The sequence below is a fragment of the Pandoraea fibrosis genome (genome assembly GCF_000807775.2).
In the GTDB taxonomy this organism is placed as follows: Bacteria; Pseudomonadota; Gammaproteobacteria; order Burkholderiales; family Burkholderiaceae; genus Pandoraea; species Pandoraea fibrosis.
This window is the reverse complement of sequence record NZ_CP047385.1, coordinates 4230900-4243065: the sequence shown is the minus strand read 5'-3', so window position 1 is coordinate 4243065 and position 12166 is coordinate 4230900. Positions and strand designations below refer to the sequence as shown.

The 12166-nt window shown below is 64.1% G+C and carries 12 protein-coding genes; 5 read left to right on the top strand and 7 right to left on the bottom strand.

The features are described 5' to 3' along the window. Nucleotide 1: 1 nt before the first annotated feature. On the top strand, nt 2-193 hold the full coding sequence (gene iscX, locus PI93_RS18700) for a Fe-S cluster assembly protein IscX (RefSeq protein WP_039373678.1): 192 nt from the start codon (nt 2-4) through the stop codon (nt 191-193). Between the two features lie 135 nt (nt 194-328). Here the strand turns inward: iscX and PI93_RS18695 are convergent, their stop codons facing one another. Continuing rightward, on the bottom strand, nt 329-1015 hold the full coding sequence (locus tag PI93_RS18695; protein WP_039373677.1) for a glycine zipper 2TM domain-containing protein: 687 nt from the start codon (nt 1013-1015) through the stop codon (nt 329-331). A 279-nt stretch (nt 1016-1294) separates the two neighbouring features. Here PI93_RS18695 and PI93_RS18690 point away from each other — a divergent pair, with 279 nt between their 5' ends. The 3 genes from PI93_RS18690 (at nt 1295) to PI93_RS18680 (ending at nt 4456) form a co-directional block, all read left to right on the top strand. Further along, entirely contained in the window at nt 1295-2572 is a 1278-nt protein-coding gene (locus PI93_RS18690) for a glycosyltransferase family 87 protein (RefSeq protein ID WP_052240918.1), read from the top strand. A gap of 30 nt (nt 2573-2602) precedes the next feature. Further along, nucleotides 2603-3205, top strand: coding sequence for a hypothetical protein (locus tag PI93_RS18685; protein ID WP_039373676.1), 603 nt, complete (start codon nt 2603-2605; stop codon nt 3203-3205). 111 nt (nt 3206-3316) lie between these two features. Further along, entirely contained in the window at nt 3317-4456 is a 1140-nt protein-coding gene (locus tag PI93_RS18680; protein ID WP_039373675.1) for a hypothetical protein, read from the top strand. 140 nt (nt 4457-4596) lie between these two features. Here the strand turns inward: PI93_RS18680 and lysS are convergent, their stop codons facing one another. The 4 genes from lysS to PI93_RS18660 all read right to left on the bottom strand — a co-directional run bounded on the left by lysS (nt 4597) and on the right by PI93_RS18660 (nt 8048). Then, nucleotides 4597-6141 (bottom strand): lysine--tRNA ligase, encoded by a 1545-nt coding sequence (gene lysS, locus PI93_RS18675; RefSeq protein ID WP_039373673.1) that lies wholly within the window; start codon nt 6139-6141, stop codon nt 4597-4599. 16 nt (nt 6142-6157) lie between these two features. After that, nucleotides 6158-6637: an Ivy family c-type lysozyme inhibitor gene (locus tag PI93_RS18670; protein ID WP_052240917.1), complete on the bottom strand. Its 480-nt coding sequence runs from the start codon at nt 6635-6637 to the stop codon at nt 6158-6160. Nucleotides 6638-6640: 3 nt separating this feature from the next. Beyond that, nucleotides 6641-7745 (bottom strand): peptide chain release factor 2 gene (prfB, locus tag PI93_RS18665; protein ID WP_201278402.1). Its coding sequence is split into 2 segments (ribosomal slippage): nt 6641-7672 and nt 7674-7745, totalling 1104 coding nucleotides; the frame shifts between segments, so codons are not numbered across the junction. A gap of 81 nt (nt 7746-7826) precedes the next feature. Beyond that, entirely contained in the window at nt 7827-8048 is a 222-nt protein-coding gene (locus tag PI93_RS18660; RefSeq protein ID WP_039373671.1) for a hypothetical protein, read from the bottom strand. A gap of 250 nt (nt 8049-8298) precedes the next feature. Between PI93_RS18660 and PI93_RS18655 the strand changes: the two genes are divergently transcribed. Continuing rightward, nucleotides 8299-9195: a LysR family transcriptional regulator gene (locus PI93_RS18655; RefSeq protein WP_039373670.1), complete on the top strand. Its 897-nt coding sequence runs from the start codon at nt 8299-8301 to the stop codon at nt 9193-9195. A gap of 92 nt (nt 9196-9287) precedes the next feature. On the opposite strand, the gene recJ is transcribed toward PI93_RS18655, so the two are convergent. Together recJ and PI93_RS18645 are read right to left on the bottom strand one after the other, a co-directional pair. After that, nucleotides 9288-10985, bottom strand: coding sequence for a single-stranded-DNA-specific exonuclease RecJ (recJ, locus tag PI93_RS18650; protein ID WP_039373669.1), 1698 nt, complete (start codon nt 10983-10985; stop codon nt 9288-9290). Beyond that, nucleotides 10982-12061: a hypothetical protein gene (locus tag PI93_RS18645; RefSeq protein WP_052240916.1), complete on the bottom strand. Its 1080-nt coding sequence runs from the start codon at nt 12059-12061 to the stop codon at nt 10982-10984. Before PI93_RS18645 ends, recJ begins: the two co-directional genes overlap by 4 nt. Nucleotides 12062-12166: the final 105 nt, after the last annotated feature.

Sequence of the window (12166 nt, the reverse complement as noted above, 5' to 3'; positions counted from 1 at the left end):
CATGAAATGGACTGACATTCAAGATATCGCGATTGCGCTCACCGAAGCCCATCCCGATGTCGATCCGCAGTACGTTCGCTTTACCGACCTGCATCAGTGGGTCATGGCGCTCGACGGCTTCGACGATGCGCCGGATCGTGCCGGTGAAAAGGTGCTGGAAGCCATTCAGATGGCGTGGATCGACGAAGTCTGACGATTGCGCATCGCGCTGGACGATGGCCGGGAGAAGGAGGTCGCCCGCCTGTCTCGCCAACGGTTCAGGCACAACAAAAGCCGCTCGAAAGAGCGGCTTTTGTCATTTCTGCGATACCTGTACGGTGTGGGGCGGTTATCCCGCGCGCACCAGGCCGTTGTTCTCGAGACGCACACGGTCACCCGGTTGCACGCCCGGTGCCGACTGGTAGGTCCAGTAGCGCGTCTTGCCGGTGTCCATGCGCACATAGACGCGATAGACGGTCTCGGAGCGCACGCGCTTCTCGACTTCGTTACCGGCCAGGCCGCCACCGAGCGCGCCGACCACGGTCATTGCGGTGCGGCCGTTACCGGCGCCGAACTGATTGCCGAGCAGACCACCGGCCACGGCACCGCCGACGGCGCCAATGCCCGAGGCGCTACCCTGCGTGCGGATCGGTTCGACCGACTGCACGGTGCCACACGTCGAGCAGGTCGCGGCCTGTTGCTGTGCCGGCGCTGACGAGGTTTGCGCATACGACGGCTGCGGGGCAGGGGCGCGCTGTGTGGGGGCCTGCTGCGCTGCGTATTGTGCCTGCTGAGGCGCCTGCTGCGAGGCTTGCGACTGCCCTTGCGGCGACTGTAGCGACGACGCCGACGGCTGTTGCGCCGATGTCAATGCGTACTGCGAATTGTTGCCAGCCGGCGCGGGACCATCGGTGCTCTTGGCCACCGGCAGCACGCCGGTGATCGCGGCGACGCCGAGCAGACTGACCACGACGATACTGCCGGCGGCAGCGGCGACCAGCGGATGCATGCGACGCGGTTGCAGATCGTTATCCATATTGTTTTCTCCATCGTGCGGTTGTTGCGAACCCCTTTCTTCGTGCTGGCGTGCACGGGCGGTTTCGCATGAGAAAAGTTTGGTTCACGGCGAGCGCGGCGTAAGTTTCATTTTGTAACGCGATGTAAGATGTGCATCGCCGCAACACTTCGGGCATGCGCCGCATTGGCACGATAAGTCGATGAAAAATATAGATATTTGCTTTGTTTGACGTCATTCCTCGCGCCGTGCATGCGAGGGTGTCTTAACAAATGAAACAAGTCGTGCGGGAGGGCAGACGTGAATCGTCAGGCGGCGTCATCCGATTTGCCGTTAGTGTCCGACAGGATCGGCGCGCATCGTGCCATGATGCCGCGCGGCGTGGTCTTGGCCGCAGGTGTCGTGATGCTTGCGCAGTGGCTGGCGCTCGGGGCATGGGCCGTCAGTTGGCTGACAAGCGATGGCCGCGCAACGCAGGGCATGCCACCGCTGGGACATGACCTCCGCGTTTTCTGGACCGTGTCGTGGATCACTCGCCACGTCGACGCGCTTGCCGCATTCGATCCCGCGACGTTCGTCCCCACCATCCTTCGGTTCTTTCCCGCTTATCCAGAGGCCGGGTACTGGCTTTACCCGCCCACGTTTCAATGGCTGATTCAGCCGCTGTCGTGGATGTCCTATCCATGGACATACGCGGTGTACGTGATCGTCAGCGTTGCTGCCTTCGCGATGGCGGTGCGGCAGTGGCGGTGGTGGTCGCGATGGCCCTGGGTTATCGCGATCGCATTTCCGGGATTGTGGGTCGCGTTGCTCGCCGGTCAGAACTCGCTCATTACGCTGCTGTTGATGACCGTCGCGCTGACCTATTCAGGCTCGCGACCGTTGTTGGCAGGGCTTTGCGGCGGGTTACTGGTGATCAAGCCGCAATTGGCGATGATGCTTCCGCTGTGGTGGCTTTGCGCGCGGCAATGGCGTGCGCTGGGGGCGATGGCCCTGACGGCGGGGCTCGGTTGCGCGCTGTCGCTGGCATGGTCTGGCTGGCCGTTATGGCAAGCCTTCTTCGCGGCCGTGTCGCGGTTCAACGTGGAGGTGGTCCAGCGCGGCGCAGGCGGCATCTGGCATGCCATGCCCACGGTGTTCGCGGCGGCGCGTCTGCACGGCGCGACGTTGCCGGTCGCCTACGCGCTCTACGCACTCGTGGCCGGTTTGTCGGCATGGCTCGCGGCATGGCTGTGGGCGAAGCGAGCGCCCCTGCCATTGCGCGTTGCGGCGGCGGTGATGGCAACGCTGCTTGCACAGCCCTACCTGCTGTACTACGAATTGGCGTGGCTGATCGTGCCGTTGATGTGTCTCTCGATCTTGCGAGACCCGGCCGACGCGCAAGGACATGCCACCCGAGCGCGACTCGTCGGCGTGCAACTCGCCGCGGTGTGGTTACTGCCGCTGCAAGCGTATCTCGCCGTGCTTTGGACGCCAATGGGACAGTGGGGTGTTTGGCTGCTGCCGTTGACGATGCTGCGGATCGCCGCGCATGCGCGGCAGTGGTGGCGCGCGCATAATGGCACGCATTGTCTGTGAACGTCGTTCCCATCGACCTGTCCCAACGTCATGATAGATACACTGCCCCCGCTGGACACCCCGCTCGATGCTGCCGCCCACCCGCATGTCTATCCCTACGTGGTGCAACGTACCTGGGTCGACACGCATGACCCGGAGGGCGACATCAGCGAGCCATTCTCCAATGACGTCTTCGTCACACTCGTGCTTGATGGCCCGGCAGGACTGCGCCGACTTCAGCCACGGGATTTGCAGGACGCCGGACTGACGTTCGAAGCGGCGTTCGCACAAGCGGCGTCGAATCTCTCGCGCGCATGGTCGGCGCGTCATTTCGAGTTCGGCATCGCGAGGCTGGACGACGGTACGTTCATCGGTGGCTGCCGAGGCAACTGGATGGCCCCCGCCGGTGGGCTGGTGCTGGGCAATCTCTATCAGTCGATGGTCGAGCATTTCGACATGCCGGAGTTCGCCGCCATCGCCGTCAACCGCACCTTTCTGCTCGCGTTCCCGACCGATACGAAGACGCTGTCTTCGCTTGCACTACGTCAGTTGGTGGAGGAGGGCGCCACCGGCGCGATTCTGCCCATCTCGCGTAGCTGGCTGCGGCTCGATGGCGACTGGCCGTCCGCGTATCGCGGTGAACCGGCATTTTAAGAAGCATTTTCCCATTTCTCATAAGTCGCACGCTGGATGCGACAAACGTTGGGCGCCCGCGTTTCTAGACTGCATGACGGCACAATTCGCTGCCTTTACAGGAGAGAGCGCATGCCTGCGTTGACCCCCTATTCGATGGGCCTTTCGCCTTTCGTACCCGCACCTGGCGCCGTTGAGGCGTCGTTGCCGGCGCTATGTCACACGCCGCTCGCCGACGATTTTGCCGGTGCGCGGATTCAGTACGCGCGTTGCGAACCGCGTCAGGCGTCTGCGGCATCGGCGGCGCCTTGCCATCCATTCCTGCCATCGCAGTCGCCCGTCGAAGTGCAGATGCTCGGCGGCACGCTCATGCATTTACACACTGAGGCGGATCGCGTGGCATTTCTGAATAAGAATCGCCCGGGCGCTTACTGGGTCGAATTGCTGGATGCCGTGCGGCCGGTGAACGACTGCCCGAAGACAACGGACGCCGCAGCGCTGCAGTCTGAAATGGCAGAGCGAATGGCCTGTCTTGGGCTAGCCAAACCGGCGCGTCGTGCGAGCGAGGCAAACGATCCGCAGACGTCGCCGAGTCCCGAAGCGACGACAGATAGCGGGCAAGCGCATCACAGGTCAGGCGAGGACAACACTAGCGAGTTTCATACGGCGGAGAGTCTCATGCTTCCGTCCACTTACCTGCCTCAGGAAACCTACGCGCCGGGGACCATGGCGGCGCTGGAATACGATCTTGGCTGGCGCGCATTGGCACCGTCGTGGCGCGCGTTGATGCCGGAGGTCGACGAAGCGTCGTGGCGAACCAATCCGAATCCCGAATTGTTTTGTGCCGTCGGGCGGGCCGTACTGCCGCATTTGACGACCGACGCGGACGGTGCACTGATGGACGATGCCACGTTACGTATTGTGTCGTTTCATCTGCACGCAGGCGGGCTCACCGATTGTCTGGCGGACTTCACACGCGTTGCGGAACGAACGGATTCCGAAGGGCGATCCAGGACGGTAGCGGCGATCGAAGTGACCGATTTTGTACGCGACTGCGCCGGTCCGAAGTGGCGAGAGGCGCTCGTCGCAGCGCAGGGGGCGGATGGACTCTCACGTCGTCGCGAGGCGTGTGACGCGCTGGGCCGCGAGGTGTTGAGTACATCGGTGGCGCCAGGTAGCGAGGTCGCATCGCCAAATGCGGCGGCCTCGACACCCCGCGCGGCCGGCGATGACGATACCTCGGAGGACTCCGTCAAGGCCCGGCCCCTTTGATCGTCTCAAAGGTCTCTTCCTCGGTTGAGCGCCGGCCGGGGGACGAAAAAATGCCGCAGCACCCTGACGAGGGCTGCGGCATTTTGCTGCGCGGGTAGCGCAAGGGCGAGCGGCGAGGGGGCTTGCCGCTCGCCCGACGATCAGTCTTCGCGGCGCAGGTGCGGGAAAAGCAGCACGTCGCGAATGTTCGGGCTGTCGGTGAGCAGCATGATCAGACGATCGATGCCGATGCCGCAGCCGCCCGTCGGGGGCATGCCGTACTCGAGCGCACGAATGTAATCGGCGTCGTAGTACATGGCTTCTTCGTCGCCCGCATCCTTTTGCAGGACCTGTGCCTGGAAGCGGTTGGCCTGATCTTCCGGGTCGTTCAACTCGGAGAAGCCGTTGGCGATTTCGCGGCCCGTGATGAACAACTCGAAGCGTTCGGTGATGCCCGGCAACGTGTCGGACGCGCGTGCCAGCGGCGAGACTTCCACCGGGTAGTCGACGATGAAGGTCGGCTCCCACAGTTGGCTCTCGGCCGTCTCTTCGAAGAGTGCCAGTTGCAGCGCACCGAGACCGGCGTTCGTGAACTGCGGAGCATCGACCTTCACGCCGTACTTGCCCAACGCACTGCGCACGAAGTCGATGTCGGCGAGTTGCGCGTCGGTGAATTCCGGCGCGTACTTGCGGATCGCTTCGACAATCGTCAGACGGTGGAACGGCTTGGACAGGTCCAGGTCGCGGTCCTGATATTTGATGGTTGCCGTGCCGCGTGCGTCGATGGCGGCATTACGGATCAGCGCCTCGGTGAAGTCCATCAGCCAACGGTAGTCCGTATAGGCTGCGTAAAACTCCATCATAGTGAATTCCGGATTGTGGCGCGGCGACACGCCTTCATTGCGGAAATTGCGGTTGATCTCGAACACTCGCTCGAAGCCGCCGACGATCAGGCGCTTCAGATACAGTTCCGGCGCGATACGCAGATACATCTGCATGTCGAGCGCGTTGTGGTGCGTGATGAACGGCTTGGCCGCGGCGCCGCCCGGAATCGGGTGCAGCATCGGGGTTTCGACTTCCATGAAGTCGGCGTCCGTCATGTGCTTGCGGATCGAGGCGATGGCCTTGGCGCGCGCGCGGAACGTGCTGCGTGTCTCGGGCGAGGTGATCAGGTCGACGTAGCGCTGACGGTACTTCGTTTCCTGATCCGACAGGCCGTGGAACTTGTCCGGCAGCGGACGCAGCGACTTGGCGAGCAAGCGCAGCTCCTTCACCTTGACCGACAGTTCGCCGGTGCGCGTGCGGAACAGCGTGCCGGTCGCGGCAATGATGTCGCCAATGTCCCAGCCCTTGAAGGCGGTCATCGCTTCGCCGCCGACGTCGGTGCTGCTGATGAAGAACTGGATCTGACCGCTGCCGTCCTGCACCGTGGCGAACGCAGCCTTGCCCATCACACGCTTGAGCATCATGCGCCCGGCCACCGACACGGGGATGGGGTTGGCTTCGAGCGTTTCGCTGTCCACGGTCTCGAAGCGCGCGTGCAGATCGCCGGCGTGATTCTCGGGACGGAAGTCGTTGGGGAACGCCACGCCGTTGGCGCGCAGCGCCTGCAGCTTTTCGCGACGTTCCGCGATGAGCTTGTTTTCGTCCTGCGGCAGGTCGCCAGCCGGAGTGGCCGCTTGGGCCGGAGTCTTTTGATCGGTCATGATGCGAGCGATGAGGTTATTCGGTAAAACGCAGCGTGTGCAGCAGGGCATTCTTGAGCGAGCCGTCGGGCGCGCCCAGCCAGATCAGTTCAGTGCGATCCTGATGCGGTCCGGCGTTGGCCGCCGCACTCGGGTCTCGCACGAACAGTGCCGCGATCGCCTGTGAGCGCGGCTCATACAAAATGTGGACGTACTCGCTAGGGCAGTCGTGGGGCTTGCAGCTTTGCACCAGCAACCACGGCTTGCCGGCGACGCTCACGCGTTGCGACGGCGTCGACGTACCGCCCTGACGCACCCACGCGGGAACCCCGCGCGGCGCGACGATGCGCGCATAAGCGCCCGAGAAGTCCGGGCGCTTGAGCAGTTCATGCAGGTACGGTCCCGTCTCGGGATTTGCACCGGGTGCGCCCGGCGTGCTGGCCGGGGCGGCAACGGCGGCGCGCTGAATGCACAGCGCGCTCACCACCCACACGGCTAGCGTGCGGACAAACGCCATTCCTTACACTCCCTGCTTGAGGCTCGCTGAGATGAAGTCGTCCAGATCACCGTCGAGCACCTTACCGGTATTGCCGGTTTCCACGCCGGTGCGCAGGTCCTTGACGCGTGACTGATCGAGCACATACGAGCGAATCTGATGGCCCCAGCCCACATCGGTCTTGCTCGACTCGAGCTTGTCCTGCTCGGCACGACGCTTGCGCATCTCATGCTCGAACAGTCGTGAGCGCAGCATGTCCCAGGCTTCGGCTCGGTTGCGGTGCTGCGAACGGTCGTTCTGGCAGGCCACGACGATGCCGGTCGGGATGTGCGTGAGACGCACGGCGGAGTCGGTCTTGTTGATGTGCTGACCGCCTGCCCCGGAGGCGCGATACGTGTCGGTACGCACGTCCGCCGGATTGATATCGATCTCGATCGAATCATCCACTTCCGGGTAGACGAACAGGCTGGCGAACGACGTGTGACGACCACCCGACGAGTCGAACGGCGACTTGCGCACCAGACGATGCACGCCGGTTTCCGTGCGCAGATAGCCATAGGCGTAGTCGCCGGTGACTTTCAGCGACGCGCTCTTGATGCCGGCAACGTCGCCGTCCGACACTTCGAGCACTTCAGCCTTGAAGCCCTTGCGTTCGCAATAGCGCAGGTATTGGCGCAGCAGCATGCCGGCCCAGTCGTTGGCCTCGGTGCCGCCGGCGCCGGCCTGAATGTCGATGAAGCAGTTGTTCGGGTCGGCCGGGTTGTTGAACATCCGGCGGAACTCCATCTCGCCCACGCGCGCGGCGAGACCTTGCGTGTCGCTTTCGAGCGCCACCAGCGAGTCTTCGTCGCCCTCGTCGCGGGACATTTCGAACAGTTCCTGCGTATCGGAAATGCCGGCGTCGAGTTCGGTCAGATTGGTGACGATGCTATCGAGCGCCTTCTTTTCCTTGCCCAATGCCTGAGCACGCTTGGAATCGTTCCAGATGTTGGGGTCTTCGAGTTCTTTGTTGACTTCGATCAGGCGAGCTTGTTTGACATCGAAGTCAAAGATACCCCCTGAGCTCGCCGACGCGGGTGCGCAGATCGGCGAGGAGAGATTCAAGTGCGTTGAGGCGTTCGGCTTCCATGAGCTATGACGGTTGCGAATTCGGGAAAACCGCAATTATAGCGCAGCGAAGCCCCCATTCCCCCTACATTTCAGGGATCGATCAGCGTGCAACGTGACGCAGGCCGAAGGCGTCACGGGTGTAACCGGCATCGGCGAGCGAGGTGTCGTCGAACGACGCCAGGGCTTCCGTCTGGAGCGTCTGCTCGTAATGCCGGCGCCATTGATCCATGGCGCGGAAGAACAGGCCAAGCGGCGTGACCGGCGCGGCAACCACCGGGGCGCGGGTAGGGAGGTGGGCTGCGGCGGACAGAGGGCGGAACATGATGTGACTTCCTTCGGGAGTGGCGGCGAACTGGCCGGAGGCGGGATGCCATGGCAGACGTCGCACTAGGGATAACCCGAAGCTTATGTCTTTCCGTTGCACTAAAAAAGTGAAATGTTGAGGCCATTCTGTTCACTATTATTGAAGTGTTGCCGCTCGTCGCTTAACATTCCCCGAGTCATTGCCCGATTCGAATTTTCCTTCCTGCGATCCGATATCTGGGATCCGCGACCCGCCCCGGGAGACGCTCATGGACTTTCTGCAACTTCAGACCTTCAAGGCCATCGTCGACGAGGGCAGCGTGCTTGGCGCGGCCGAAGCGCTGCACTGCGTCCAGTCGAACGTGACGGCCCGCATCCGGGCGCTCGAGCACACGGTGGGGGTGAAGCTCTTTCACCGGCAGGGGCGGCGCCTGCAACTCACGCCCAGCGGACGCACGCTGCTCGGCTACGCCGACCGGATTCTGGCGCTCTCGCGAGAAGCCAGCGCGGCGCTCAATCCGGCAAGCGAGCCGTCTGGCGACTTTTCGCTGGGGGCGATCGAGTCGTCGGCCACGTCGCGCTTGCCGGCGGTGCTGGCGCGGTTTCACGCGGCGTACCCGAAAGTGCGTCTGAATCTGGTGACGGACACGTCGCTCAACCTGCTCGACGAGATCCAGCACGGTCGCGTAGACGCGGCGCTGATTGCGGGGACGGCGTGTCTTGAAGCGCAGGCGCAGACAGTTGTCGTGTCGGACGAGGTCTATCGCGAGCCGATCGTGCTGGTGGCCCCGGCGAGGGCGGGGCAGGTGCGCGAAGCCTCGGATCTGTCAGGGGCCACGCTGCTGATGTGGCCACCGGGCTGCCCGTATCGCGCCACGATGGAGCAATGGCTGGCGGCGAACGCCGTCACGCCGGGGCGCATTCTGAGCTATGGCAGCTACGCGACCATCGTGGCGTGCGTCGGCGCAGGCGTCGGTTATTCGCTTGTGCCGCGCGGCATCTATCAACGGTACCGGCAAGAGGCGAATATCGTGGGTCACGCGATGGAGGACCTGGCGGCCGTACCGAACTTCTTCGTTCGCCATCGCGGCGTCGATGTGCATCCTGCGCGCGAAGCCTTCCTGCGGGTGATGCACGAGTACGTCGCCGAAGCGCAGCCCACGTAATTGTCTCGCCCAACGTCGGCATGTCCGATGTCGCGGACAATGCGACGGTGCCTGGCCGATACGGCGTGGACACCGTCGCTGTGCGTGGCGTATCAGGCCTGCGCGTGTTCCACGATCATCTGCACGCGTGACACGCCATTGAAGGTGTCCGCCGCCAATCGATACGCGAACCGCGCGCGGCTTGGCAGCGTGTCGGCGTGATTGAACCAGATGGCATTGAAGCGCATACGTCCACGACCGAGTTGCAGCTTCAGATGCTTGTCCTTGAGGATGGCTTGCGAGAGCACGTCGAACTCGCCCGAGAACACCGGCGGCGGGAATCCCTGTCCCCATACCTGCGCATCGAGCAGGGCGACGAACGGCGGCACAAAACATTCGTCGCCGATATCGCCATCGGTTTCGATCACGCGCGACAGGGCCTTCTCGTCGAGCCACGCTTGTCCGACCGCTTCGAATGCCGCCTGAAAGCGCGGCAGGGCGTCGGCGGCAATCGTGAGGCCCGCCGCCATCGCGTGACCGCCGAACTTGGCGATCAGACCCGGTTCGCGTTTGGTGACGAGGTCGAGGGCGTCGCGCAGGTGGAAACCCGGGATCGAGCGGCCGGAGCCTTTGATCTGACCATCGTCGCCGGGGGCGAACACGATGGTCGGACGATAAAACTTCTCCTTGAGGCGCGCGGCCACGATTCCGATCACGCCCTGATGCCACGTCTCATTGAATGCGCAGAGCGTCGTGGCGGCGCGAGGGTCGAAGCGTGCCAGATCGGCCAGCGCTTCCTGTTGCATCCCGGCCTCGATTTCGCGGCGCTCGCGATTCATCGCATCGAGTTCTTGCGCGAGGGTCCACGCGCGCCCGTCGTCATCCGTGAGCAGGCATTCGATGCCGAGCGACATGTCGGCGAGACGTCCGGCGGCGTTCAGACGCGGCCCCAGACCAAAGCCCAGATCGAAGCTGCCGGCTTGCCGGGCGTTACGGGCAGCGGCGCGAAAGAGCGCGTTGATACCCGGATGCATGCGACCCGCGCGCATCCGCGACAGTCCTTGCGCGACCAGAATGCGGTTGTTGGCGTCGAGCTTGACGACGTCTGCCACCGTGCCCAGCGCGACCAGATCGAGCAGTGCGTCGAGACGTGGCTGTTCGCGCGTGTCGAACGCGCCGCGTGTCCGCAATTCGGCGCGAAGGGCGAGCAGAACGTAGAACATCACGCCGACACCTGCCAGGTTCTTGCTTGGGAATTCGCAGCCGGGCTGGTTCGGATTGACGATGCAACGCGCGTTGGGCAATTCGTTACCCGGCAAGTGGTGATCCGTCACTACGACTTCGATGCCGAGCGCTTGTGCGGCAGCCACGCCGTCCAGACTGGCGATACCGTTGTCGACCGTAATCAACACGTCGGGCGGCCCCTGCTTGCCTTGGGCGGCCAGTGCCACGATTTCCGGCGTCAGGCCATAGCCATATTCGAAACGGTTCGGCACCAGATACTCGACCTTGGCGCCGAACATGCGCAAACCGCGCACGGCCACGGCACACGCGGTGGCGCCGTCGCAATCGTAGTCGGCCACCACGAGCATGCGTTTGCCGGCGGCGATGGCGTCGGCGAGAAAGACGGCGGCGTCGTGCGCCCCTTTGAGTTGGGTGGGCGGAATCAGACGGGCGAGGGCGGTTTCGGTTTCTGCGCGCTCGGCCACGCCCCGCGAGGCGAACAGACGGGCGAGCACCGGGTGCACGCCGTCGCGCGAGAGCGCGTCGGCCGTCGCGTCGTTGACATGTCGGGTCACGATGTCGGTCATGCGACTTCCTCGCCAAGCCGTGCGAGCGGCACCATGCGGGTGGCAAGCGACTGGCGGCGCCAGAATTTGCGCAGGTCGCCACTGCGTGAGCGGATCGTCACGCTGTGGCTGTCCCCGCACAAGGTGAGTGCAACTTCGCGCGCCTGGCCTTTGGTCACGCGCTCCAGCGCAGGGGCCAGCCAATGGCGGTCGATCTCGACGAGGGCGTCGCGCCAACGCGCCCAGTCTTCCATGAGGAAATGCGACTTGAGGGTGTCGATCTGGACGACCGTGCGGCCGTCTGCTGCGGCCAGACCGGCTTGTGTGCCGTGCAGGGCGATTTGCAGGTGAGTCGCCAACCCGCGCGTGGCGGGATCGTCGGCCAGAATCGTCACGCACGGCCGGTTCAGACGTGGGGCAGCGATGCGCTGGCCGCCGGCATACAGCCAGATGGCGTTGACCGGCGGCAGGCGGCGCGCTTCGCGGGCCTGATTGGCGGGGTGGTCGTACCAGGCCATCTGGACTTCGTTTTGCCACTTGCGCCACGTCAGTTCGGCCTTGCCCTGCGGTAGCCAGATATCGACATTCCGGCCAGCGGCGCGCGTGGGCGACGCCGTCAGCAGGTCGCCCAGCGCTGGCGCACTCAGATACCAGCGATCGGCACGCGGGGCGATCAACTCGGCGCCTTCTTCGGCGAACAGTGCGTGCGCGGTGGCGAAGAGCGCAGCCGATTCCTCGGTGCTCAGGTCAAGCTCGGCCGGGTCCGTCAGTACCAGATGATCGGTGGCGATGTGGATGTGCGCGGGCTGTGCGCAGTACCAGAAGCGGGTGTCCAGCGAGCCGCTGTCCTCGAGCAGCATGAACGGCGCCAGCGGCGCGCGCGCGGGCACGCCCGGCAGGCCAAAGGCGTCGGCCAGCCAGCGCTCATGCGGCAGCGTGGGGACAAACGGGTCTTCCGGCACGTCCTGCGCCGACTGGACGCCGCGCGCGAGCAACTTTTCGAGCGCGGGCAACTCCAATCCGGCCAGCAATGCGGGCAAATGGGCCGACGCGGGCAGCGCGAACGGCAAGAGAAAGTGCAGGGCAGGTGTATCCATGTCGAGGCGAATTGTATGGCAAACTTCGCGCTGGCAGTTGGGTGACCCTGACGTCAGGTACGGAACGTACCGTCCTACGCGCCAGGCAGGGGCCGGGCGCGGGGC

What these genes read in the sequence shown, in the direction of transcription:
- iscX (WP_039373678.1), top strand. Translation starts at nt 2, where the DNA reads ATGAAATGGACTGACATTCAAGATATCGCGATTGCGCTCACCGAAGCC.
- PI93_RS18695 (WP_039373677.1), bottom strand. Translation starts at nt 1,015, where the DNA reads ATGGATAACGATCTGCAACCGCGTCGCATGCATCCGCTGGTCGCCGCT.
- PI93_RS18685 (WP_039373676.1), top strand. Translation starts at nt 2,603, where the DNA reads ATGATAGATACACTGCCCCCGCTGGACACCCCGCTCGATGCTGCCGCC.
- PI93_RS18680 (WP_039373675.1), top strand. Translation starts at nt 3,317, where the DNA reads ATGCCTGCGTTGACCCCCTATTCGATGGGCCTTTCGCCTTTCGTACCC.
- lysS (WP_039373673.1), bottom strand. Translation starts at nt 6,141, where the DNA reads ATGACCGATCAAAAGACTCCGGCCCAAGCGGCCACTCCGGCTGGCGAC.
- PI93_RS18670 (WP_052240917.1), bottom strand. Translation starts at nt 6,637, where the DNA reads ATGGCGTTTGTCCGCACGCTAGCCGTGTGGGTGGTGAGCGCGCTGTGC.
- PI93_RS18660 (WP_039373671.1), bottom strand. Translation starts at nt 8,048, where the DNA reads ATGTTCCGCCCTCTGTCCGCCGCAGCCCACCTCCCTACCCGCGCCCCG.
- PI93_RS18655 (WP_039373670.1), top strand. Translation starts at nt 8,299, where the DNA reads ATGGACTTTCTGCAACTTCAGACCTTCAAGGCCATCGTCGACGAGGGC.
- recJ (WP_039373669.1), bottom strand. Translation starts at nt 10,985, where the DNA reads ATGACCGACATCGTGACCCGACATGTCAACGACGCGACGGCCGACGCG.
- PI93_RS18645 (WP_052240916.1), bottom strand. Translation starts at nt 12,061, where the DNA reads ATGGATACACCTGCCCTGCACTTTCTCTTGCCGTTCGCGCTGCCCGCG.